Raw genomic sequence first — 21875 nt, 5'->3', positions numbered from 1 at the left:
TCCACGCGCGTGTCCGTGCGACGGCGCCCGGCCCCGATGGGCCGACGGGGTGGCGCACTCAGGCCGGCCGCTGGAGCACCGTCAGGCTGCGGTCCGTCAGGGTCAGGCGGTCGCCCGCCCCCACCTTCGGGCCCGCCTCCTCCGGCACCCCCTCCGGTCGGGCCGTGTCGACCACCACCTGCCACTGCCGGCCGTGGTCGACCGGCACCACGAAGTCCAGCGGCTCGGGCGAGGCGTTGAACATCAGCAGGAACGAGTCGTCGCTGATCCGCTCGCCGCGCGGGCCCGGCTCGGAGATCGCGTTGCCGTTCAGGAACACCGTCAGGGCGCGCGCGTGCGCGGCGTCCCAGTCGTGCTGCTCCATCTCCCGCCCTTCCGGGGTGAACCAGGCGATGTCGGACAGCTCGTCGCGGGTGCCCTGCACCGGGCGGCCGTGGAAGAACCGGCGCCGGCGGAACACCGGGTGGTCCCGCCGCAGCATCGCCATCGCGCGCGTGAACTCCAGGACCGGACTGTCGCCGTCCGGCCAGCGCACCCACGCGACCTCGTTGTCCTGGCAGTACGCGTTGTTGTTGCCACCCTGCGTGCGCGCGAACTCGTCGCCGTGGCTGAGCATGGGCACGCCCTGGGAGAGCATGAGCGTCGCGATGAGGTTCCGCATCTGCCGCGCGCGCAGCGCCAGCACGTCCGGGTCGTTGGTGGGACCCTCGACGCCGCAGTTCCAGGAGCGGTTGTGGCTCTCGCCGTCCTGGTTGTTCTCGCCGTTCGCGTGGTTGTGCTTCTCGTTGTACGAGACGAGGTCGTGCAGCGTGAAGCCGTCGTGGCAGGTGGTGAAGTTGATCGAGGCGAGGGGGCGGCGCCCGTCGTCCTGGTACAGGTCGGAGGAGCCGGTCAGCCGGGACGCGAACTCCGCGAGGGTGCGCGGTTCGCCCCGCCACAGGTCGCGCACCGTGTCGCGGTACATGCCGTTCCACTCGGTCCACAGGGGCGGGAAGTTCCCCACCTGGTAGCCGCCCTCGCCGACGTCCCAGGGCTCGGCGATCAGCTTGACCTGGCTGACCACCGGGTCCTGCTGCACGAGGTCGAAGAACGACGACAGCCGGTCCACCTCGTGGAACTGCCGCGCGAGCGTCGCCGCCAGATCGAAGCGGAAGCCGTCCACGCGCATCTCCGTGACCCAGTACCGCAGCGAGTCCATGATCATCTGGAGGACGTGCGGCGAGCGCATCAGGAGGGAGTTGCCCGTCCCCGTGGTGTCCATGTAGTAGCGCGGATCGTCCGTCAGGCGGTAGTACGAGGCGTTGTCCAGGCCCTTGTAGGACAGGGTGGGGCCCAGGTGGTTGCCCTCGGCGGTGTGGTTGTAGACGACGTCCAGGATCACCTCGATGTTCGCCTCGTGCAGCGCCTTCACGGCCTGCTTGAACTCCAGGACCTGCTCGCCGCGGTCGCCCCAGGAGGCGTAGGCGTTGTGCGGGGCGAAGAAGCCGATCGTGTTGTAGCCCCAGTAGTTGTTCAGGCCCATGTCCACCAGGCGGTGGTCGTTCACGAACTGGTGGACCGGCATCAGTTCCAGCGCGGTCACCCCGAGCCGTGTGAGGTGCTCGATGATCGCCGGGTGGCCGAGCGCCGCGTACGAGCCGCGCAGCTCGTCCGGAAGGTCGGGGTGCAGCATGGTCAGGCCCTTGACATGGGCCTCGTAGAGCACGGTCTCGTGGTACGGCGTGCGGGGCGGCCGGTCGTCGCCCCAGTCGAAGTACGGGTTGACCACCACCGACGTCATCATGTGCGGGGCCGAGTCCAGGTCGTTGCGCCGGCCGGGGTCCTCGAAGTGGTAGCCGTACACCTCCTCGCCCCAGTCGACGCGCCCGCTCACCGCGCGCGCGTACGGGTCGAGGAGCAGTTTCGCGGAGTTGCAGCGGTGTCCCCGCTCGGGTGCGTAGGGGCCGTGCACCCGTAGGCCGTACCGCTGTCCCGGCATGATGCCGGGGAGGTACGCGTGCCGCACGAACGCGTCGGACTCGCGCAGCTCGACGGCCGTCTCCGAGCCGTCGTCGTGCAGGAGGCACAGCTCCATGCGCTCGGCGGTCTCGGAGAAGACCGCGAAATTCGTGCCGGCACCGTCGTACGTGGCGCCTAAGGGGTATGCCTGCCCAGGCCAGACCTGCATGAATACGACTCTTTCCCTCACGCCCGCCAGGGCCCCGGCCACTTTGGCCGGAGTCTGCCCGAAAGTGGGGCAACCACCCAGGAGTTGTACCCGTCTATCCGGCTGACCACATACTTGGCATGCCCACGAATGGGGCGCCAGGGGAGTAGGGGGAGTAAGTGCGTGAAATAGTCGGACGCCACCTGGGGAAGGTGGTGGCGGGCTCGGCGGTCGCGGTGACCGCGGCCGCCGTGCTGGTGGGCGCCGGTCTGTCGGGCTCGGGCGGGTCGGGGGACCGCCCTGCCAACGCGGCGGCGGGCAGGCAGGACGCCATCGCCAAGGACGGCGTCGTCGAGGCCGCGCCCGAGGAGGGCGCCAAGGGCATCGGCAGCGACCCGCTGACCGATCAGGAGATGGAGCGGGCCGAGAAGGCGTCGGTCACCGGGCAGCTGCGCGCCCGCGCCCGGGACGTGGAGGGGGACCGCGGGCCGCAGTTGCTGTCCACGAACCTCAGCGAGCCGGATCCGGCCAACACCGGGGCAGCGGCCCCGCGCAAGGCCGAGGTCGTCTACTACGACTACAAGAAGGACGCCGTCATCACCAAGACGGTGAACCTGGAGACGGGCAAGGTGGACGACACGACCACCGCACGGAACGTCCAGCCGCCGCCCAGCCAGGAAGAACTGGCCGAGGGCGCCAGACTCCTGATCGCCGACCGGCTCGGCAAGGGCCTGAAGAAGGACTTCGAGCACGCCACGGGCAAGGCGCTGAAGAGCCCGGACCAGCTCCAGCTGAGCGGCATGGTCTTCCGCAAGGAGACCGTGAAGCGGGTGCCCTCCGACCTCACCGAGTGCGGCGAGCACCGGTGCCTCCAAGTCGTCACGAAGGTCAAGAACGGGCCGTGGATCGACACCAGGGCCCTCGTCGTCGACCTGAGCACCCGCACCGTCGGCCGCCTCGGCTGACGCGGCCGCCGGCCGCGCCGGTCCACCCGCGGACGCGGGCCGTCCGCACGGGACACCACTCACCAACTTCTCCTCGTACGAGGGAGTCCATTCAGCAATGCACGTCAACAGAGTCTCGCGCGCCCGCAAAGGGGCCGCACTGGCCGTCGCGGTGTCCGCGCTCCTCGGCGGCGCACTGAGCGCCACCGCTCCCGCCTCCGCCGCCCCCAAGCCGCCCGGCAAGGCCCCCGCCCCGGGGGCCGACTGCAGCGCCGCCTACCAGATCGAGCAGACCCTCGACGGCGGCACCACCTGGCGCATGTGCTGGCACTACAACACGCTCTCCGGGCTGATCCTCGACAAGATCAGCTACCAGCCGAAGGGCGAGGCCAAGCCGATACCCGTCCTGACCAGCGCCCGGCTCGCCCAGGTGCACGTGCCCTACGACGACGGCCAGGCCGAGTACGACGACGTCACCGGCACCGACTTCGGCCAGGCGCTGCAGAACCTCCAGCCCGGCGAGTGCCCCGGCGGCACCATCAAGACCGTCAAGGTCCCCGGCCGCGGCGACGTGAAGGGCCTGTGCACGACCACGCGCGCGCGTGGGCACGCGTACCGCCTCAACGACGACGAGAGCACCGGCGGCACCGGCAAGGTCTTCACGGGCCAGGGCAAGGACCTGCTCGTGTACACGGTGAACAAGGCCTCCTGGTACGAGTACATCACCGAGTGGCGCTTCTCCTCCGACGGCACCATCACCTCCAACGTGGGCGCGACGGGCAGCCTCTCGCCCTACGACTACGACGGCGGCGACGACCGGGGCTGGCCCATCGGCAAGGGCGACCAGGCCAAGGCCGAGAGCCACGCCCACAACGTCTTCTGGCGGCTCAACTTCGGCCTGGACGGCTCCCCGAAGGCCAAGGTGGAGCAGTACGACTCCCAGGTCACCCCGCCCACCGGCCAGGGCAGCCCCACCACGAGGACGACCCGCACGAAGGTCACCAAGGAACTGACCGGCGACCGCAAGGACATGCGCTGGTGGCGCGTGGTCAGCGGGGCCGGCAAGAACAAGGACGGCCACCCCAGGTCGTACGAGATCGTCCCCGGGGCCAGCAACAAGCACGCGGGCCGGCCCTTCACCAAGCACGACGTGTACTTCACGCAGTACAAGAAGTGCGAGCAGTACGCGAGCAACAACATCGGCTGCCCGAACGGCACGCCGAACAGCGTCGACAAGTGGGCGAACGGCGAGGCCTTGACGCACCCCATCACCTGGGTGCACATCGGTTTCCACCACATCGCCCGCGACGAGGACCAGCAGCCGATGCCGGTCCACTGGCAGGGCTTCTCGCTGGCCGCCCGCGATGTCACCGCTATGAGTCCGCTCACTCCGCAGGAGCTGTCGGACCAGAACGGTCGCCCTCCGATGGGCGGTTGAGGAACCACCCGGCGCATCCGGCTGCACCGCCCACCGCTCCCGGAGTACCCTTCCTTGATCGTTGACCGGGGGAGTGGCTCGGGGGAGCGAAAGGCGGTGCGCGGGTGAGCTCGGGTGGGCGGGAGCCGGCCCCCGGTGACGAGGGTCGCGAGGGGGGCTCCGTGGACGTACCCGCCTCAGCGGTGTCCTTGGCGCGGCCGATCGAGACGGGGTCCCAGATCGGACCGGAACTGGACTGGGACACCGACGCCTGGCGCGAGGTCCGTACGCGCGCCCAGCGGGCGGGGCGGGCCTACATCTGGCTGAACCTGGTGGAGCAGCGGCTGCGCGCGGTCGTGGCCGCTGTTCTGCGTCCCGTCTACGAACCCGTCCACGCCGAGGACTGGGTGGTCGCCGCGGCGGGCCCGGCGGGGCAGGAGTGGGTGCAGCGGGCCGTCGCCGTACGCGAAGTGAGCCGCCGCAAGGGGTACTTGCTCGACCCCGCCGACGACAACGTCCTGAGCTTTTTGACGCTGCCGCAGCTGCGCGAGCTGATGGTGCAGCACTGGCCGTGCTTCGAGCCGTACCTGGACGACCGGCGGGACGTCGAGCTGGCCCTGGACGAGCTGGAGGTCACGCGGAACGTCGTCTCGCGCAACCGCGCCCTCTCGCAGGCCGTCCTCGCGCAGGCGGAGCGGGCCTCGGCCAGACTCCTGGACATCCTCGGCGCGGGCACCGACACACCTTCCGCGCGCCGCCTTCCCGTCGACGCCGTCGAGGACCTGGTCGGCGACCGCTACGCCGACGTGGTGGCGGTGCACCCGGACCGCGTGCGCCTGCTGCGGCAGTTTCCCGCCGAGGACATCTTCGGCGGCGCCCGCCGCCTCGACGCGATCGGCATCGGGCTCAACCTGCTGGCGCAGAACTTCTCCGGGCGCCGCCTGGTCCGGCTGGCCGAGTCGGGGTGCCGGGTGCGGCTGCTGTTCCTCAACCCGGCGAGCAGCGCGGTCAAGCGCAGGGAGCGCGAACTGGGCATCAAAAAGGGCGAGTTGAGCCGCTCGGTCGAGATGAACATCCTGCACATGCGGCGGGTGCGGGCGCGGCTGCGCGATCCCGGCGCCTTCGAGATCCAGGTCTTCGACGAGACGCCGAGGTTCACCGCGTACCTGGTCGACGGGGACGGAGCGGACGGCATCGCCGTCGTCCAGTCGTACCTGCGCAGGACGCGGGGGATGGAGGCGCCGGTGCTCGTGCTGCGCGGCGGCGGCCGCGTGGTGAAATCGGGCGATCAGGGTGAGGGTGGTCTTTTCCTCACATATCGTGAGGAGTTCGAGGTGGCGTGGGCGGACTCGCGGCCGGTGTCCTGAAAAGGCTCGGCCACCGGAAGCGGAAGGTGCCCCTCGGATTGTCAGTGGCGCATGCGATCGTGGTGGTCACTGGGGGAAAGCACCACGAAAGAAGGGGGCGGGCATGGGCCGGCACCGGGAGCTGCTGATCGGTTTCGACCTGGGGACGACGGGGACGGATCCGGCCGAGGCGCGCATCGTCACCGGCGCGGTGATCGAGGTCGGGGCCCTGTGATGAGCTGGATCAGCGGGCCGTTGATGGCCTTCGACCTGGAGACCACAGGGACCGACATCGAGACCGACCGGATCGTCACCGCGGCGGTCGTGGCCGTGGAGGCGGACGGCCGACCGCCGAAGGCCCGGACCTGGCTGCTCGACCCGGGAGTGAGCATCCCGCGACAGGCCTCGGCCATCCACGGCATCTCCACGGAACACGCCCGCAGGCATGGGGTCATGGCCCCTCCCGCGATCGAGGAGATCACCTCAGCCGTCGCCGACGTGCTGGACTCGGGGACCCCGCTGGTGGTGATGAACGCGCGCTACGACCTTTCGCTCCTGGACCGTGAGTGCCGACGGCACGGGATAGAGCCGTTGGCCGAGCGGTTGCGCGCAGGGGCCTGGCCCTCGCCCGTCGTCGACCCGTTGGTCCTGGACAAGCACGTGGACCGGTACAGGAAGGGGTCGAGAAACCTCCAGGCGCTCTGCGAGCACTACGGAGTGCCGCTCGACGACGCGCACAACGCGGTCGCGGACGCGGTGGCCGCAGCGCGTGCGGCGCGATCCATGGGCCTCACCTATGCGGCCATAGGAACGCTGGGGCCGGCGGAGCTGCACGATCTGCAGGTTCGTGCGGCGGCCGAGCAGGCGGCTTCGTTGCAGAAGTACCTGCGCCGGACCTCCAACCCCGAGGCGACGATCGAGCCGGCCTGGCCGATCGTGCCGTACGCGGGAGGTGTCGCCGAGGTGAGTCCGCAAGGTGCCTCGGGAGGGTGAGGCGGAGGTGCGCGGCACTGATCCGCGGCACCGGCGAGCACCGCGCCGAGCCAACCGTCCACCCCGACGACGCTTCCGCTCAGGGGGTGTGGGGGCTCTTGGCACACAGTGCGTGGTCGATCAGGGCACTGGCCGCGTTCTCCTGGGCCATCATGTGCTTCCGGGTGTCGCCGCGGGCCTCGGACATGGAAACCACGGCGCTTCGCCTGCCGCCCTCGGTGACGCCGTTGAGGGTGATGTAGCCGCCGTCCCCGCCCTCATGGCTCCAGTAGGTTCCTCCGCAACTCAGAGGGCGTTCGACCAGCCCGAGTCCGTAGCGGCCGCCGGGCCACAGCTTTCGGAGCTCCGCGCTCACGGGGACGGTCCGCTTCATCGCCGCCAGCTGCCGGGTCGGTAGCAGGCGGCCCGAGAGCAGCGCGCGGAAGAAGTGGTTCTCGTCCCGCGTGGTCGTGACCCATGAAAGGTTGTCGTGGTCCACCGGTATCTGGTCGGTGACGTTCACCCGGGAGCCGGGGCCGAAGAGCTGGTACGCCTGGGCGTGGGGCCGGGGCAGGGTGGGCGAGGTGCCCATCCACCGGGTCTGGTCGAGGCCGAGCGGGCGCAGGACGCGCTCTTCGATCTCCTGGTGGGCGGGGTGCCCGGTGGCCTGCTGGATGATCATGCCGAGCAGGACGTAGCCGGTGTTGGAGTACGCCCAGCCCTTGCCGGGCCGGAAGTCCGGCGCGTGGGCCAGGGCGCGGGCAACCAGCTGCTCGGGGCCGTGGACGTCGTGGCGCTGCCGGTAGTACTCCTCCGGCGTGGTGTAGCCGGGCAGGTCGTCGTGGATGCCGCTGGTGTGCCGGAGCAGTTGGCGGATGGTGATCCGGCGGCCGTCGTTGCCGTTGCCCCGCACGATGTGGGGCAGCCAGTGGTCGACCGTGTCGTCCAGGGACAGTCTTCTCTCGGCCGCCAACTGGAGGACCACGGTGGCGACCAGCGTCTTGGACGTGCTGGCCATGCGGAAGTAACCGTCGGAAGCGACAGGGCGGCCGGTGTGCACGTCGGCGGCGCCGCTGGTGGCGACCGACTGCCGACCGTCAGGGGCGATCGTGCGGGCCTGCACACCGCTGACACCGAGGGCGTGGATCGCCTCGGTGTCCCGACGCAACTGCTCCACGGGGGAGGGGCAGGCGGGCCGGGCGACGGCGGTGGCCACCTCGGCGGCGAGCAGCGCAGCGACACCGAGTGACACGGCGAGGTGCTTTCGCGGAGTCCACGTCATGGCCGAACGCTAGATTCGCCCCCGACGAGAGGCCATCCGGCACACCCCAGGCCCGGGAGGGGGGATATCCCCAGGGCGGCTCGTCACCGGTCCGGCGTCGCACCGCCTGGTCTCAGAAGGGGTACCACCGCACCGCGGTGTCCCCCTCCCGCAGGGATGCCACCCGGCGGCGGAACTCCACCAACGCCTCGGGGTTGGCGGGCGCGTGCTGGGCGACCCACGCGCAGCTGGCCGTCTCGCGGGCCCCGCGCAGCACCGCGCAGCCCTCCCACTCCCGTACGTCCCACCCGTAGGCACGCACGAAGCCCTCGTACGCCTCGGGTGCCAGGCCGTACCGGTCGCGGGAGAGCGCCATGACGACCAGGTCGTGCTCCCGCAGATCGAAGGAGAAGGTCTCCAGGTCCACCAGGACCGGCCCGTCCGGGCCGACCAGGACATTGCGGGGCAACGCGTCGCCGTGGATCGGTCCCGGCGCCAGGCGCGGGGTCAGCGCGGCGGCGGCGGAGGCGAAGCCGTCCCTGCGCGCGCGCAGATAGTCCGCGTCGGCGGGGTGGATCGCGTCGCCCGCCAGACGCAGCCAGCGCTCCACGCCGCCGAGCAGTTCACGGCGCGGCAGGGCGAAGGAGGGCGGGGCCAGTTCGTGGACGGCACGCAGGAGCACGGCGAGGTCACGCGGCTCGGCGGGCCGCACGGCCGCCGGGAGCCGGCGCCAGAGCGTCACCGGGTGCCCGTCCACGACCCGGGGCTCCGCCTCGACGGCCCGTACGGCGGGGACGTCGGCCCGCTCCAGCCAGGCCGCGACGCCCAGCTCGCGCCGCGCCCGGTCGAGGAGCCCGGGGGCGGCGCGGCCGACCTTGACGACGAGGCCGTCGACACCGAACACCGCGTTCTCGCCGAGCGCGAGCAGCTCGGCCCCGCCCACCGGAACCGGCAGATCGGCCGCCTCCAGTACGCGCCGCGCCCGTGCCTCGTCCATCCGTGCCTCCCGCGCCCATTGCCCCGTTCGCCGACAGTCTCGCATTCGCACTGGCCAACAGGCGTACGGGGGACGCGCAGCTCCTTGACGTATCAAGACCACATCAGCACGATGACGGGGGCCGCCGGGGCGGCCGGACCGTACGAGCCGCCCGAAGGAGCCGATTCCGTGACCTTGGCGACCGCGACGAAGCGGTCAGCGTCACGCGCGCCGCACCGCACCGTCGCGGACCACGGCGCGTGGTTCCTGGTGCTGCCCGCGCTGATCCCGATCCTCGTCCTGAGCGTCGGCCCGCTCCTGTACGGCATCGCGTTGGCCTTCACCGACTCCCAGTCGGGCCGCACCGAGCCCACCCGGTGGATCGGCGCCCTCAACTTCCAGGACCTGCTGCACGACACGCTGTTCTGGGACTCGTTCCGGATCGGCCTGCTGTGGGCGGCCGGCGTCACCGTGCCGCAGTTCCTGCTCGCGCTCGGCCTCGCCCTGCTGCTCGACCAGGATCTGCGCTTCCGCTGGCCGGCGCGGGCGCTCGCGATCATCCCCTGGGCGATGCCCGAGGTGGTCGTCGGCATCATGTGGCGCCTCGTCTACCACCCCGACGCGGGCATCCTCAACGAAACGCTCGCCGACCTCGGCCTCGGCGACGGAAAGGACTGGCTGACCGGCACGGCCACCGCCCTCTTCGCCGTGATCGTCGTCGGCGTCTGGGCGGGCATGCCACAGACCACCGTCGCCCTGCTCGCCGGGCTCCAGAACACGCCGCGCGAGCTGCACGAGGCCGCCGCGATGGACGGCGCGGGCGCCTGGCGGCGTTTTCGCACGGTCACCTGGCCCGCCATCAAGCCGGTCGCCCTCGCCATCACCGCGCTCAACTTCATCTGGAACTTCAACTCCTTCGCCCTGGTCTACGTCCTGACCCAGGGCGGCCCCGGCGGCCGCACGCGCCTGCCCATGCTCTTCGCCTACGAAGAGGCCTTCCGCTACGGCCAGTTCGGCTACGCCGCGGCCATGGGCTGCGTGATGGTCGCCGTCATCTCCGTGCTCCTCGCCTGCTACCTCGTGGGCCGGCTGAAAGGAGGCGACGAGACGTGACGCGCACCAAGAAGTCCGCACGCGCCGCGCAGTACACGGCGCTCGCCGCCTATCTGGTCTTCCTCGCCTTCCCGTTCCTCTGGCTGATCTCCACGGCCTTCAAACCCGCCCGTGAACTGGGCAGCCTGCACCCCACCTGGATCCCGAAGGACCCCACGCTGGACAACTTCCGGCAGGCCTTCGACGAGCAGCCGCTCCTGCGGGCCGCCGGCAACTCCCTGCTCGCGGCGCTCTGCGCGGCCCTGATCGCCGTCGTCGTCGCCACGCCGATGGCGTACGTCATGGCCAGGCACCGCACCCGCCTGGCGAAGGCGGCGACCGGCTGGGTGGTGATCAGCCAGGCGTTCCCGTTCGTACTGATCATCATCCCGCTCTTCCTGGTCCTGAAGAACCTCCACCTGATCAACTCGCTGACCGGCCTGGTCATGGTGTACGTGGTGTGGTCGCTGCCCTTCGCGCTGTGGATGCTCGTCGGATACGTCCGCGCGGTGCCCGCCGAGCTGGAGGAGGCGGCGGCGGTGGACGGCGCGAGCAAGGTGCGGACGTTCGTCTCCGTCGTCGCGCCGCTGCTCGCCCCCGGCATCGTGGCCACGGCGATGTTCGCCTTCATCACCGCGTGGAACGAGTTCTTCTTCGCGCTCGTCCTGCTCAAGACCCCCGAGAAGCAGACACTGCCGGTCATCCTCAACCGCTTCATCGGCGCGGAGGGCGTCGCCGACCTCGGGCCGCTCGCCGCCGCGGCGTTCCTCGCGACCCTGCCCTCGCTCGTCCTCTTCGCGATCATCCAGAAGCGGCTCACGGGCGGCATGCTGGCCGGGGCGGTGAAGGCCTGATGCGCACGGCACCCCGCATGCTGACCACGGCCGCCACGGTCCTCGCCCTGCTGCTCACCGGGTGCGGCGGCGACTCCGGCGACGACGACGGGAAGATCACCCTCCGGTTCCAGTCCCTGGCCTGGCAGAAGGAGTCCGTCGACGCCAACAAGGCCCTCGTCGCGGAGTGGAACGCCACGCATCCCGAGGTGCGGGTCGAGTACGTCCAGGGCAGTTGGGACAGCGTCCACGACCAGCTGCTCACCTCCTTCGAGGGCGGCGAGGCACCGGACATCATCCACGACGCCTCCGACGACCTCGCCGACTTCGCGTACGGCGGCTATCTCGCGGATCTCGGCGAGCTGCTGCCCGACCGCCTGAAGTCCGACATCCCCCGGCGCAGCTGGCGGACGACGACGTTCGGCGGCAAGGTCTACGGCGTGCCGTTCCTCCAGGAACCGCGCGTCCTGGTCGCCAACGCCACGTGGCTGAAGAAGTCGGGCGTACGCGTTCCCACCCCCGAAAAGCCCTGGAGCTGGGCCGAGTTCAGGGACGTCACCAAGGAGCTGGGCGACGCGGACGAGGGGAAGTACGGTGTCGCCTGGCCGCTGAAGGAACCGGTCTCGGCGACCCTCAACCTCTCCCTGTCGACCGGCGGCACGATGTTCCACCGGGGCGGGGACGGCAAGGTCGAGGTCCGCTTCGACAAGGCCGACGAGATCATGCCGCGCACGGTCCACGACCAGGTGAACAGCGACAAGAGCGCCTCCGCCACGACCCTCGGCATGGGCGGCTCCGACACCCTGCCCGGCTTCTTCGGCGGGAAGTACGCGATGGTCCCGCTCGGGTTCTCCTACCGCCAGCAGCTCGCCCAGCAGGCCCCCGAGGGCTTCGACTGGCAGGTGCTGCCCGCGCCCGCCGGGCCGGAGGGGCTCGCCCAGGGGGTCAGCCCGCAGACCCTGTCCGTCGCCGAGGACAGCCCGCACAAGAAGGAGGCGGCCGCGTTCCTCGACTTCTTCCTCCAGCCGCGGAACATGGTCCGGCTGGCGCGCGGCGACTGGATGCTGCCGACCGGCAAGGAGGCGCTGAAGGACCGCGCGCTGCACACGACGGAGAACGACTGGGCGGTGGGCACCGCCCTCGCCGAACACCTGCGCTCGGCCCCCGCCCAGTCCGTGCGGGGCTATCCGGAGTGGAAGGACAAGGTCGCCACCCCGGCCCTCCAGGAGTACTACAGCGGCGCGATCGACCTCGCCGAGCTGCGCGAGCGGCTGGTCGAGGACGGCAACCTGGTCCTCGCCCGGTACCAGCGCTGAGCCGCGTCCGGCCCGGCGCCGGTGGGAGGGTGCGGGGCGAAGCCTCGTAGCGGGGCTGCCGGGGCTGCTGGGGCTGCCGGGCTCTGGGGCGAGCCGCAGCTCACACCGCGACCGACTCCTCCATCTCCTCCTCCTGCTCCGCCTCGCGGGCGGCGGCGACGGGGGCCGGACGCCGGCGCCGCTCCCACAGCCCCGCGACGGCGGTCATCAGCAGGCCGAGGACCAGCCAGGCGGCCAGCGTCACGACGTGCCGGCCGAGGTCGTGACCGCCGAAGTACAGGTGGCCGCGGATTCCCTCGACGAAGCCGGCGCCGTTCCAGAACGCGTGCAGCGAGCCGAAGAAGCCGTTCTGCAGCTCGGGCCGGAAGAGGCCGCCGGACGTCGTGAAGTTCAGCATCACGAAGAGCACCATCATCGTCAGCGTCGTCCAGCGCTTCAGGAAGGTGTGCAGGCCCACGCCGATGAACAGGACCCCGGCCGAGTACAGCCACGACATCGCCCACACGCCCCACAGGCCCTGGTGCGCCAGGTGGAAGACCGGTCCCGCGAGTGCCGCGCCGATCAGGCTGACCGCGAAGGAGACGCCCACGACGAGAGCGGCGCGGACCCGCATCCGCAGCGCCGCACCGGCCGCGCCGAGTACGGCCACCGAGGCGTAGGAGCCGATGCTGACGGCGACGAGCAGGAAGAACAGGCCCTGCCCGGTGGGGTCGTCGGAGACCGGCTTCGCCACATCGGTGACCTTCAGCGGGACGCCCTGCTCCGCCGCGACCGGCGTGAAGATCTTCTGCACGGCCAGCGCGCTCATGTCGGACCCGGCGGAGGCCACGATCAGCTCGGGCGCCTTCGCGTCCGGGAGGTAGGCCCCGGCTATGTCCAGGGACTTGAGCGCGTCGACGGCCTGCTCGCGGTCGGCGAAGGTGCGTACGTCGAGCGCGTCGCCCGCCTTGTCCTGGACGGTGCGGGCGAGGGCCTCGGTCCGCGGGCCCGAGCCGACGACGGCGATCGGCATGTCGTGCGGCTCGGGCGTGACGAACGCGCCCATGTAGGCGAGGCCCATGCCGAGACACATCAGCAGGGGCGTCACCAGGTGGAGGAGGACATGGCGCAGGGCGTCACGTGTTCGAGGGGCGGCTGCCGCGGTGGCGGACATGGGGGACTCCCGATGGTTGGTATATGCAACTCTCTCTAATGTTGTACTCTACAACCATTCGCGGAGAGGGAAAAACTGTGACCGATCGAGACAGGCCCGAGCCGGGGGCGCGGGATGAGTCCATCGAGGTCATCCAGCGGGAGATGACGGCGTTCGCGCGGCGGGCGCGCGCCACCGCCGCGCGCATGCACCCCGAGCTGTCGCTCGTCTCGTTCACGCTGCTCGGCCACCTGGAGCACCAGGGCGGCTGCCGGGCCACGGACCTGGCCGCGCACTACACCCTCGACAAATCGACGATCAGCCGGCAGGTCGGGACCCTGGAGAAGGCCGGGCTCGTCGAGCGGCGACTCGACCCGGCCGATCACCGGGTCCACGTACTGCACCTCACCGCGCGCGGTCACGAGGTGCTGGCGCAGGTCGGCGCCGCGCGCCGGGTCGCGTTCCAGGAGCGGCTCGCCGAGTGGAGCGGGCCGGACCTGGCGCGGTTCGCGGAGTATCTGCTGCGGTACAACGAGGCGGCCGAAGGCACCGGGGGCGGCGGCGTGGACCGAGGGGCCCTGGAGTGACGCTCTGTGAGGGTTCAGCCGTTCCCTCTATTCGATAACACTCTGGTAACACACCCAATGTCCTGGAATGGCCATGGACTCAGTGCGAAAGGTTGACCGTTACCCCCGGGGAAAGGTTGCGCTGCGTACATCTTGTTCCTGGGGTGAATCACTCCCTAGCGTGAGATGAACTTTCGTCGAACGCCAGGAAGTTGACCCCCATGCGTCGAGACATACCGCCCCTCGCCGAGGTGCGTCGCATCACTCAGAAGAAGCGCGACGCGTGGTGGACCGTGTTGCTTGTCGACCCCGTCGCCACCCCGCTCGTGCGGTTCACCGCGATGCGCACGAGGATCACGCCCAACCAGATCACCTGGGGCGCGTTCCTCCTCGGTCTGGGTTCGGCCGCGTGCTTCGCGTTCGGCGACTGGAAGTGGCTCGCCCTCGGCGCCGTCGTCTACCACTTCAGCTTCATCCTCGACTGCATGGACGGCAAGATCGCCCGCCTCACCGGGCAGGGCTCCGTCTTCGGCGCCTGGCTCGACTTCGTCTTCGACCGGATCCGCGTCATGGTGTGCGGCGTCGCCCTGATGGGCGGCCAGTACGAGCGCACCGGCGACACCCGCTACATCTGGCTGGCGCTCGCCGTCGTGGCGCTCGACACCCTGCGTTACATCAACTCCCTGGAGATCTTCAAGATCCGCCACACCATGCGCAAGCAGATCAAGGCCCGCATGCGGGCCGCGCGGCGCGCGCAGAACGAGGCGGAGGTGGCCTTCATGGAGGACCTGCTCCGCGACAATCCCTCGGCGGACATCGAGCAGGACCTCCAGCGGGCCGCCGGGGAGGCCGCCTACGACCTTCCCGAGGCCGGGGCCGAGGGGGTCGGCGCCGACGGGGAGGCGACACCGGTCGTCCCGAAGCCCCAGGTGATCGACCTGCACCAGGAGTTCCGCCGGAAGTTCCCCGCCTATCTGCGGGCCCGCTCCTTCCTGCTGCGCCACCGCATCCGCGCGCACCTGGTGAGCGGCATCGAGTTCCAGATGGGCGTCTTCATGATCGGCCCGCTCTTCGACGTGGTGATGCCGGCGACGATCGTCTCCGGTGCCCTGCTGCTGGTCTTCGAACTGGCCATCATCTACAAACTGCTGCTCTCCACGCGGGACTTCACGCGGACGATCGACTCCTTCGAGGAGCAGAAGGTCGCCGCCGCGGTCTGAGCGGGGCCGCAGTGCATCTCGCGCCGGGCGGGCTGGTGGTACTCCAGTCCGCCCGGTGTTACGTGTGGGGCGCAAGATGCCTGCTGTGGCCGGAAGTTGCCGTGGCCGGTCCGCGAGATGTCAGGTTCCACCGCAAGAGGTCCGGTTTGTTATTACGAAACCTTGTTGAACAAGTCACAGCTGCATGTAGGTATTGATCTGCGCGCGTCAATCGGTCAGGGTTTCGTCCCAACACCCGGAGATCTTCCGGGCGTCCGGGGACGTGCCGAGGAACTTCCCGCCGCGGCGCACCCCTGGGCAGACAGCTGAATACCCCCCACATTCCCCCCACACAGCACTGAGGAGACCCCTCTTCATGGCAACTCACAGGCGTGCCCGCACGATGAAGCTCACCGCCGCGATCACCACCGCCGCCACCGCGGTCGGTGTCACCGTCTTCGCCACCTCCTTCGCCGGCGCGGCCACCCCCGCCGAGGGCAGGGTGTACGGCCTGGACGCCAAGGGCGCCGTGGCCGGCAGCTACATCGTGATGCTCGACGAGAAGGCCGACAAGGCGGCCAAGTCGAAGCTCGCCGAGGAGTACGGCGGCGAACTGAAGCGCACCTACTCCTCCGCCATCAACGGCTTCTCCGCCAAGGGCCTGAGCGAGACCGAGGCCAAGCGCCTGGCCGCCGACCCGGCCGTCGGCAAGGTCGTCCAGTCGAAGAAGTTCACCATCGACGCCACCCAGGACAACCCGCCCTCCTGGGGCCTGGACCGCATCGACCAGACGGACACCGCGGCCGACGACAAGTACACCTACCCGGACGCGGCCGGCGAGGGCGCCACCGCGTACGTCATCGACACCGGTGTCCGCGTCAGCCACAAGGACTTCGGCGGCCGCGCCACCTCCGGCTTCGACGCCGTCGACAACGACGACAACGCCGACGACGGCAACGGCCACGGCACGCACGTCGCCGGCACCATCGCCGGCCAGTCGCACGGCGTCGCCAAGAAGGCGAAGATCGTCGCCGTCCGCGTCCTGGACGACCAGGGCTCCGGCACCACCGAGCAGGTCGTCGCGGGCATCGACTGGGTCACCAAGAACCACCAGGGCCCCTCCGTCGCCAACATGAGCCTCGGCGGCGGCGCGGACGAGGCGCTCGACGCGGCCGTGCGCAAGGCGATCGCCTCGGGCGTCACCTTCGCGGTGGCCGCCGGCAACGAGTCGACCGACGCCTCCCAGGGCTCCCCGTCCCGCGTGCAGGAGGCCATCACGGTCGCCTCCTCCACCAAGGACGACGAACAGTCGGACTTCTCCAACTTCGGCCCCGCCGTGGACCTCTACGCCCCGGGCTCGGACATCACGTCCGCCTGGAACACCGGTGACGACGCCACCAACACCATCTCCGGCACGTCGATGGCGACCCCGCACGTCGTGGGCGCCGCCGCCGTCTACCTCGCCGCCCACCCGGACGCCAAGCCCGCGGACGTCGCCAAGGCCCTGACCGACGGCGCCACGCCGGACAAGATCTCCAACCCGAGCGAGGGCACGCCCAACAAGCTCCTGAAGATCGTCGAGTGATCCTCGCCGTCCACTGAGCCGCGGCCGCCGTGCCCGCCCCCACGGGGCACGGCGGCCGCTTCGTCGGGTGCCCTATCGTGTGCGCATGGCGATCAGGACATACGCGGCGCTGCTGCGCGGCATCAACGTCGGCGGTCACAAGAAGGTGCCGATGGCCGGGCTGCGCGCGCTCCTCGAAGGGCTCGGGCACGGCGACGTGCAGACGTACCTGCAGAGCGGCAACGCCGTGTTCACCGCGCCGCGGGGCGACGAGGACTCGCTCGGGGCCGAGTTGCGGACGGCCATCGAGGAGCACTTCGGCTTCGCCGTCGACGTCCTGGTCCGCGACGGGGCGTATCTGCGGGCGGTGGCGGACGCCTGTCCCTTCCCCGCGGCCGAGCTGGAGGCCAAGCAGCTCCACGTCACCTACTTCTCCGCGCCGGTCGACCCGGCGCGTTTCTCGGCCATCGACCAGGCCGCCTTCCTGCCCGAGGAATTCCGGCTCGGCGACCGCGCCCTGTACCTGTACGCGCCCGACGGCCTCGGCCGCTCCAAGCTCGGCGAGCAGCTGTCGCGGCCCGCCCTGAACAAGGGCCTGATCGCCACCACCCGCAACTGGAACACCGTCGCCCGACTGGTGGAGCTGACCCGTGCCTGAGCCGACCCCCGCCGTCGAGGCCGCCATGGAGGGCGAGCTGCGCCTCCTCGATCCCGAGGTGCGGACGTCACCGGAGCTGTTCGGGGCGCTGCTGCACCCGGAGTTCACGGAGTTCGGGGCCTCCGGCACGCGCTGGGACCGGGAGACCATCGTGGAGGTCCTCATGGACGGGTCCGCACCCGCCGGCCGCCCCGCCACCACCGTCTCCCGCATGCGCGGCGTCCAGCTCGCGGACGACCTGGTGCATCTCACCTACGACACGGACGACAACGGCCGCCGCGCGCACCGCAGTTCACTGTGGCGCCGCACGGGCGGCGGCTGGCGGCTCTGGTTCCATCAGGGCACGCTGTTCACCGACCCGGGTCCGAAATCCGGGAGGTGAGCAGCAGGGTGGTCCTGCCGTCCTCCTCCGGGACCTCCCGGCCCTGGGTGTAGCCGAGACGTTTGAGGACGGAGAGGGAGGCGGTGTTCTCCGAGTCCACCGTGGCGTGCACCTCGGCGAGCCCCAGGCTCTCGTGCCCGTACGAGGTCAGCAGTCGCGCCAGCTCCGTGCCGAGACCGAGGCCCCAGCTCTCCCTGGTCAGGCCGTAGACGATCTCGTGGCCGTCCAGCCAGGTCTCCGGCGAGGGCTTGATCTCGGCGTGCCCGACATAGCGGCCCTCGTGCCGGACCGCCCACACGGGGAAGCGTTCCTCCGCGTAGACGAGGCTGAATATGCGGCCGAACAGGGCCCGGTCCTCCGCCGCGCTCTGCACCCCCTCGCCGAACCACCGCCCCACGGCCTCGTCCTGGAACAGTGCGACGAAGTGCGCCTCGTCGGAGGCGACGTAGGGCGTCAGGGAGAGTCGATCGGACCGCAGCTCGGGTGTCATCCGCGAGACGGTATGGGGGCGGGGGCAGGCGGAGCAAGCACTTTGCGCCCTCTCTTCGACCGGCTGTGCGCCCCCCTCGGGCGGCCCTGGGCCTCCGCGCCCGGCGATACGCCGCTCATCCGACCGTACGCGGCAGTCCGATCGGGTTCGGGTAGGGCAGCAGGCCCGAGTTCTGGATGGCGCGGGCCGCCGGGTGCAGGGCGGCGAGGAGGGCGTCCGCGGCCGGGGCGGACAGCGGGCGCAGCAGGCGGTCCGCGAGGCGGTCCGTGTCGTCCTCGATCAACTCGCGTTCCGTGAGCCCCCGTTCGGTGACCCGGCCCGCCGTGTCGATCAGGCCCCGGCAGCGCAGCCGGTCCATGGCCGTCTCCCACTCCTCCTCGCTCCAGCCGCGGTCCTGCCGGATGCGGGCCGCGTCCACCCTGCCGGTCACGGCGGCCAGGGCGAGGGCCTCGCGGGCGTCCAGGCCGTGGTCGGCGAGCACCGAGATGTGGGCGTCGCCCCGGAACTCGCGGACGCACGTGGTCAGTTGCCACAGGCGCTCGACCGGGTCGGTGCGGCCCACCAGGTCGCGGTTGGCGGCGAACAGCGGACGGGCCAGGGGAGGGGCGTCCTCCACCACGGCGGTCAGCGGCGGGTTGGACGACGTCGTCAAGATGGCGATGTCCGGGACCAGTTGACGCAGGGCGCGGGCCGCGAGGCGGGCCCGCTCCTCGACGACCCGGTCCGGTGAGGCGTACTCCCAGGCGGACGGCAGGGCGCGGGCCACCATGCCCGGCGCGAAGACACCGAGTGCCGCCGAGGCGACGCCCGGGCCCACGCGCCCCATCGGCGCGGTGCGGGCGGCGAAATACCCCATCCAGAAGCCCTTGAGGCCCACCGCACGGCCGAGTCCTCGGCAGCGCTCCTCGAAGTAGATCACCGCGTGCAGGGGTTCGGTCCGCAGCCACAGCGTGCGGGAACGGCTCGGGGTCATGAACCCACAAGCTAGGCCAGAGCGGGGGTCCGCGCCAGAGGAGCAACAGGGCAGGTGTCCGGCGCGTACGTCTCGTCGTGGCGCCGCAGCAGCAGCCGCGCCACCGACGGCGCGGGCCCGAGGACGTCCGCCAGGATGTCGGCGCCGGCCTCGACGGCGTCCCGCGCGATGCGATCCGGCAGGAAACCGGGCGCGAGGACGTAGGGGGCGACCGCCACCTGACGTACGCCGGGCACGGCACGCAGTGCGCGTACGGCGTCCCGGGTGCGTGGCGAGGAAGCGGAGGCGAACGCAGGCCGCACGGCACACCAACCGGTGAGCCGCCACTCCCGCGCGATTTCAGCGATCACTGCGATCGCCTCCGGATCCGATGACCCCGCCGAGGCCAGTACGACCCCGGTCGAGGACCTGTCGGCGGGGTCGAGCCCCGCCTCGTGCAGCCGCTGCTCCAAGGCGTGCAGGAGGAGCGGGGAAGGGCCGAGGACCGGCGCCCGGCGGACGCGCAGGGCCGCGGGGGCCTCGCGCAGCACCGCGGGGATGTCCGCCTTCGCGTGGAACGCCCGCGTCAGGAGCAGCGGCAGCGCCACCACGTCCCGTACGCCCTCGGCCGCGAGCTGCTCCAACGTCCCGGAGACAGAGGGGGCGTTGAAGTCCAGGAAGGCGGTTTCCACCCGCAGCCCCGGGCGCAGCGAGCGCACCTGCCGCACCAGCGCGCGCACGCTTGCGGCGTGCCGCGGGTCGCGGCTGCCGTGGGCGATGACGAGGAGCACGGGACGGTGCGCGGGCGGGGCGGGTCGGCGCATGGCGGGTCAGCTCCTCACGAGGAGGCCGCGGCCGCGCAGCACACGCCGCTCCAGCGGGCTGAAGATGAGCAGGTCGATGGCGATGCCGACGATGAGGATGAGGAAGATGGCCAGGAAGATCATGGGCATGGAGCTGGCGTTGCGGCCGTTCTCCAGGAGCTGGCCGAGGCCCACGCCCAGTTCGGGCGAGGACGCGATGATCTCGGCGGCCATCAGGGAGCGCCAGGAGAACGCCCAGCCCTGCTTGAGCCCCGCCAGATAGCCGGGCAGCGCCGCCGGGAGCACGATGTGCCAGGTGTGGCGCAAGCCGCTCGCGCCGAGCGTGCGGCCCGCGCGCAGGAACAGCGGCGGCACCTGGTCGACGCCGGACACCAGGCCGTTGGCGATGGACGGCACGGCGCCGAGCAGGATCACCGCGTACATCATCTTGTTCTCCAGGCCCAGCCACAGCACCGCGGGCGGTACCCACGCCACCGAGGGCAGCGACTGGAGTCCGGAGAGGATGGGGCCGATCGCGGCCCTGATGAACCGCACCCGGGCGACGACCAGACCGAGCGGCGTGCCGATCGCGAGGGCGAGCAGGAAGCCGAGCAGGCCGCGTGAGACGGACGTCCAGATGTAGTCGAGCAGCGTGCCCTGCACCCAGGCCGCGCGCACCTCGTCCCAGACCGCGGACGGCGAGGGCAGCTTGCTCGGGTCGTCGACGACCTCGAAGGACACCAGCGCCTGCCAGACCAGCAGGACGAGCAGCACCGCGGTGAGCGGCGGCAGCACCTTCTGCGTCAGGACCTGGCGCAGCGGCGTGCGGCCGGGTCCCGCGCTGGTCTCCAGCGCGTCGAGGCCCGCCTCCAGGCCGGCGAGGTCCTGGCCGTCACCGGGCCCGTCGGACTCCTTGCGGGCGCCGGTCGTCCCGGAACCCGGACCGGTCGTCCCGGAACCCGGACCGGTCGTCCCGGAACCCGGACCGGTCGTCCCGGTGACCGGACCGGTCGTCTCAGTGCTGGCCATGGCGGCGGATCTCCCCACGCAGTTTCTCGGTGATCTCGACGGACAGTTCCGCCACGGCGGAGTCCTCGATGCGGCGCGGGTGCGGGATGTCGACCCGCCACTCGTGCGCCACCCGGCCCGGACGCGACGAGAGGAGCACCACGCGCTGGGCGAGGCGCACGGCCTCGCGGACGTTGTGCGTGACGAACAGGACGGAGACGTTCGTCTCGCGCCAGATGCGGGTCAGCTCGTCGTGCAGCACGTCCCGGGTGATCGCGTCCAGCGCCGCGAACGGCTCGTCCATCAGGAGCAGCCTGCTGTCCTGGGCGAGTGCGCGGGCCAGCGCCACCCGCTGGCGCATGCCGCCGGACAGCTCGTGCACCCGCTTGCCGTACGCGCCGTGCAGCCGCACCAGTTCGAGCAGTTCCTCGGCCCTCGGGCGGCGCTCGGCCTTCGCCACGCCGCGCAGCTTCAGGGCCAGTTCGATGTTCTTGCCCGCCGTCAGCCACGGGAACAGCGCGTGCTCCTGGAACATCAGGGCGGGCCGTCCGTCGGTCGTGATGGCCCCGGCCGACGGCTTGTCGAGCCCGGCGACCAGGTTCAGCAGCGTCGACTTGCCGCAGCCGGAGGCGCCCAGGAGGGTGACGAACTCGCCGGGCGCGACATCGAGCGTGATGTCGTCGAGGACGAGCTGGGTCCCGGCGGGACCGGCGAAGGACTTCGATACGTGCGCGATCCGGGCGGCGTGCGTTGTCTCGGTGCGGATGTCCTCCGCGGCCTTGGCGAGGGTGGTCGCCATGGTCGTCACCTCCTGGGAA

General features: G+C 71.0%; 21 protein-coding genes. 12 read left to right on the top strand and 9 right to left on the bottom strand.

The genetic code is table 11. The features are described from left to right. Positions 1–58: 58 nt before the first annotated feature. Positions 59–2167 carry a glycogen debranching protein GlgX gene (gene glgX / locus ACZ5GP_RS27000; RefSeq protein ID WP_468753276.1) on the bottom strand — a complete coding sequence of 703 codons (2109 nt, stop codon included), beginning with the start codon at positions 2165–2167 and terminating at the stop codon, positions 59–61. Positions 2168–2325: 158 nt separating this feature from the next. Between glgX and ACZ5GP_RS26995 the strand changes: the two genes are divergently transcribed. From ACZ5GP_RS26995 to ACZ5GP_RS26980, 4 genes are all read left to right on the top strand, one after another. Next, the gene (locus tag ACZ5GP_RS26995) at positions 2326–3111 is read left to right on the top strand and encodes a Tat pathway signal sequence domain protein (protein ID WP_468753275.1); all 786 of its coding nucleotides are present in this window, start codon (positions 2326–2328) and stop codon (positions 3109–3111) included. Positions 3112–3208: 97 nt separating this feature from the next. After that, positions 3209–4528 carry a copper amine oxidase gene (locus ACZ5GP_RS26990; protein ID WP_468753274.1) on the top strand — a complete coding sequence of 440 codons (1320 nt, stop codon included), beginning with the start codon at positions 3209–3211 and terminating at the stop codon, positions 4526–4528. Positions 4529–4632: 104 nt separating this feature from the next. Then, positions 4633–5874, top strand: a complete 1242-nt coding sequence (locus tag ACZ5GP_RS26985; protein WP_468753273.1) for an SAV2148 family HEPN domain-containing protein — start codon at positions 4633–4635, stop codon at positions 5872–5874. Between the two features lie 213 nt (positions 5875–6087). Next, positions 6088–6846 carry an exonuclease domain-containing protein gene (locus ACZ5GP_RS26980; protein ID WP_468753272.1) on the top strand — a complete coding sequence of 253 codons (759 nt, stop codon included), beginning with the start codon at positions 6088–6090 and terminating at the stop codon, positions 6844–6846. A gap of 79 nt (positions 6847–6925) precedes the next feature. On the opposite strand, the gene ACZ5GP_RS26975 is transcribed toward ACZ5GP_RS26980, so the two are convergent. After that, positions 6926–8107 (bottom strand): serine hydrolase domain-containing protein, encoded by a 1182-nt coding sequence (locus tag ACZ5GP_RS26975; protein WP_468753271.1) that lies wholly within the window; start codon positions 8105–8107, stop codon positions 6926–6928. Between the two features lie 112 nt (positions 8108–8219). Continuing rightward, the gene (locus ACZ5GP_RS26970) at positions 8220–9083 is read right to left on the bottom strand and encodes a phosphotransferase enzyme family protein (RefSeq protein ID WP_468753270.1); all 864 of its coding nucleotides are present in this window, start codon (positions 9081–9083) and stop codon (positions 8220–8222) included. A 168-nt stretch (positions 9084–9251) separates the two neighbouring features. Between ACZ5GP_RS26970 and ACZ5GP_RS26965 the strand changes: the two genes are divergently transcribed. From ACZ5GP_RS26965 to ACZ5GP_RS26955, 3 genes are read left to right on the top strand one after another with little or no spacing between them, the layout of a single operon-like run. Then, a complete protein-coding gene (locus ACZ5GP_RS26965) occupies positions 9252–10175 on the top strand; it encodes a carbohydrate ABC transporter permease (RefSeq protein ID WP_468753269.1) in 924 nt (307 codons plus the stop codon). Further along, a complete protein-coding gene (locus ACZ5GP_RS26960) occupies positions 10172–11008 on the top strand; it encodes a carbohydrate ABC transporter permease (protein ID WP_468753268.1) in 837 nt (278 codons plus the stop codon). Before ACZ5GP_RS26965 ends, ACZ5GP_RS26960 begins: the two co-directional genes overlap by 4 nt. Further along, positions 11008–12303 carry an ABC transporter substrate-binding protein gene (locus tag ACZ5GP_RS26955; RefSeq protein ID WP_468753267.1) on the top strand — a complete coding sequence of 432 codons (1296 nt, stop codon included), beginning with the start codon at positions 11008–11010 and terminating at the stop codon, positions 12301–12303. Before ACZ5GP_RS26960 ends, ACZ5GP_RS26955 begins: the two co-directional genes overlap by 1 nt. 100 nt (positions 12304–12403) lie before the next feature. Here the strand turns inward: ACZ5GP_RS26955 and ACZ5GP_RS26950 are convergent, their stop codons facing one another. Next, positions 12404–13456: an ABC-2 transporter permease gene (locus ACZ5GP_RS26950; protein WP_468753266.1), complete on the bottom strand. Its 1053-nt coding sequence runs from the start codon at positions 13454–13456 to the stop codon at positions 12404–12406. Positions 13457–13599: 143 nt separating this feature from the next. On the opposite strand from ACZ5GP_RS26950, the gene ACZ5GP_RS26945 reads away from it, so the two are divergent. From ACZ5GP_RS26945 to ACZ5GP_RS26925, 5 genes are all read left to right on the top strand, one after another. Beyond that, complete coding sequence (locus tag ACZ5GP_RS26945; RefSeq protein WP_468753427.1) at positions 13600–14022, top strand: MarR family winged helix-turn-helix transcriptional regulator; 423 nt, start codon at positions 13600–13602, stop codon at positions 14020–14022. A 200-nt stretch (positions 14023–14222) separates the two neighbouring features. After that, positions 14223–15221, top strand: a complete 999-nt coding sequence (locus ACZ5GP_RS26940) for a CDP-alcohol phosphatidyltransferase family protein (RefSeq protein WP_468753265.1) — start codon at positions 14223–14225, stop codon at positions 15219–15221. A 355-nt stretch (positions 15222–15576) separates the two neighbouring features. Next, a complete protein-coding gene (locus ACZ5GP_RS26935; RefSeq protein WP_468753264.1) occupies positions 15577–16785 on the top strand; it encodes a S8 family peptidase in 1209 nt (402 codons plus the stop codon). An 85-nt stretch (positions 16786–16870) separates the two neighbouring features. After that, positions 16871–17422 (top strand): DUF1697 domain-containing protein, encoded by a 552-nt coding sequence (locus ACZ5GP_RS26930; RefSeq protein WP_468753263.1) that lies wholly within the window; start codon positions 16871–16873, stop codon positions 17420–17422. Positions 17423–17447: 25 nt separating this feature from the next. Next, complete coding sequence (locus ACZ5GP_RS26925; protein ID WP_468753426.1) at positions 17448–17804, top strand: nuclear transport factor 2 family protein; 357 nt, start codon at positions 17448–17450, stop codon at positions 17802–17804. Here ACZ5GP_RS26925 and ACZ5GP_RS26920 read toward each other — a convergent pair. The 5 genes from ACZ5GP_RS26920 to ACZ5GP_RS26900 form a co-directional block, all read right to left on the bottom strand. Further along, positions 17773–18294, bottom strand: a complete 522-nt coding sequence (locus ACZ5GP_RS26920) for a GNAT family N-acetyltransferase (RefSeq protein WP_468753262.1) — start codon at positions 18292–18294, stop codon at positions 17773–17775. The two genes, ACZ5GP_RS26925 and ACZ5GP_RS26920, sit on opposite strands and share 32 nt — an antisense overlap. A gap of 115 nt (positions 18295–18409) precedes the next feature. After that, positions 18410–19267: an SCO6745 family protein gene (locus ACZ5GP_RS26915; RefSeq protein ID WP_468753261.1), complete on the bottom strand. Its 858-nt coding sequence runs from the start codon at positions 19265–19267 to the stop codon at positions 18410–18412. 11 nt (positions 19268–19278) lie between these two features. Further along, positions 19279–20070: a sirohydrochlorin chelatase gene (locus ACZ5GP_RS26910; protein WP_468753260.1), complete on the bottom strand. Its 792-nt coding sequence runs from the start codon at positions 20068–20070 to the stop codon at positions 19279–19281. A gap of 6 nt (positions 20071–20076) precedes the next feature. Beyond that, positions 20077–21078, bottom strand: a complete 1002-nt coding sequence (locus ACZ5GP_RS26905) for an ABC transporter permease (RefSeq protein WP_468753259.1) — start codon at positions 21076–21078, stop codon at positions 20077–20079. After that, positions 21065–21856: an ABC transporter ATP-binding protein gene (locus ACZ5GP_RS26900; RefSeq protein ID WP_468753258.1), complete on the bottom strand. Its 792-nt coding sequence runs from the start codon at positions 21854–21856 to the stop codon at positions 21065–21067. The genes ACZ5GP_RS26905 and ACZ5GP_RS26900 overlap by 14 nt, the downstream gene beginning before the upstream one ends. Between the last annotated feature and the right edge of the window lie 19 nt (positions 21857–21875).

Source organism: Streptomyces sp. NPDC031466 (genome assembly GCF_055581265.1).
The sequence above is the reverse complement of the archived record's forward strand: the minus strand, read 5'-3'. Positions and strand labels throughout refer to the sequence as shown.

What these genes read in the sequence shown, in the direction of transcription:
- ACZ5GP_RS26970 (WP_468753270.1), bottom strand. Translation starts at nt 9,083, where the DNA reads ATGGACGAGGCACGGGCGCGGCGCGTACTGGAGGCGGCCGATCTGCCG.
- ACZ5GP_RS26910 (WP_468753260.1), bottom strand. Translation starts at nt 20,070, where the DNA reads ATGCGCCGACCCGCCCCGCCCGCGCACCGTCCCGTGCTCCTCGTCATC.
- ACZ5GP_RS26905 (WP_468753259.1), bottom strand. Translation starts at nt 21,078, where the DNA reads ATGGCCAGCACTGAGACGACCGGTCCGGTCACCGGGACGACCGGTCCG.
- ACZ5GP_RS26975 (WP_468753271.1), bottom strand. Translation starts at nt 8,107, where the DNA reads ATGACGTGGACTCCGCGAAAGCACCTCGCCGTGTCACTCGGTGTCGCT.
- ACZ5GP_RS26980 (WP_468753272.1), top strand. Translation starts at nt 6,088, where the DNA reads ATGAGCTGGATCAGCGGGCCGTTGATGGCCTTCGACCTGGAGACCACA.
- ACZ5GP_RS26935 (WP_468753264.1), top strand. Translation starts at nt 15,577, where the DNA reads ATGGCAACTCACAGGCGTGCCCGCACGATGAAGCTCACCGCCGCGATC.
- ACZ5GP_RS26990 (WP_468753274.1), top strand. Translation starts at nt 3,209, where the DNA reads ATGCACGTCAACAGAGTCTCGCGCGCCCGCAAAGGGGCCGCACTGGCC.
- ACZ5GP_RS26945 (WP_468753427.1), top strand. Translation starts at nt 13,600, where the DNA reads ATGACGGCGTTCGCGCGGCGGGCGCGCGCCACCGCCGCGCGCATGCAC.
- ACZ5GP_RS26955 (WP_468753267.1), top strand. Translation starts at nt 11,008, where the DNA reads ATGCGCACGGCACCCCGCATGCTGACCACGGCCGCCACGGTCCTCGCC.
- ACZ5GP_RS26930 (WP_468753263.1), top strand. Translation starts at nt 16,871, where the DNA reads ATGGCGATCAGGACATACGCGGCGCTGCTGCGCGGCATCAACGTCGGC.
- ACZ5GP_RS26940 (WP_468753265.1), top strand. Translation starts at nt 14,223, where the DNA reads ATGCGTCGAGACATACCGCCCCTCGCCGAGGTGCGTCGCATCACTCAG.
- ACZ5GP_RS26950 (WP_468753266.1), bottom strand. Translation starts at nt 13,456, where the DNA reads ATGTCCGCCACCGCGGCAGCCGCCCCTCGAACACGTGACGCCCTGCGC.
- glgX (WP_468753276.1), bottom strand. Translation starts at nt 2,167, where the DNA reads ATGCAGGTCTGGCCTGGGCAGGCATACCCCTTAGGCGCCACGTACGAC.
- ACZ5GP_RS26915 (WP_468753261.1), bottom strand. Translation starts at nt 19,267, where the DNA reads ATGACCCCGAGCCGTTCCCGCACGCTGTGGCTGCGGACCGAACCCCTG.
- ACZ5GP_RS26925 (WP_468753426.1), top strand. Translation starts at nt 17,448, where the DNA reads ATGGAGGGCGAGCTGCGCCTCCTCGATCCCGAGGTGCGGACGTCACCG.
- ACZ5GP_RS26900 (WP_468753258.1), bottom strand. Translation starts at nt 21,856, where the DNA reads ATGGCGACCACCCTCGCCAAGGCCGCGGAGGACATCCGCACCGAGACA.
- ACZ5GP_RS26920 (WP_468753262.1), bottom strand. Translation starts at nt 18,294, where the DNA reads ATGACACCCGAGCTGCGGTCCGATCGACTCTCCCTGACGCCCTACGTC.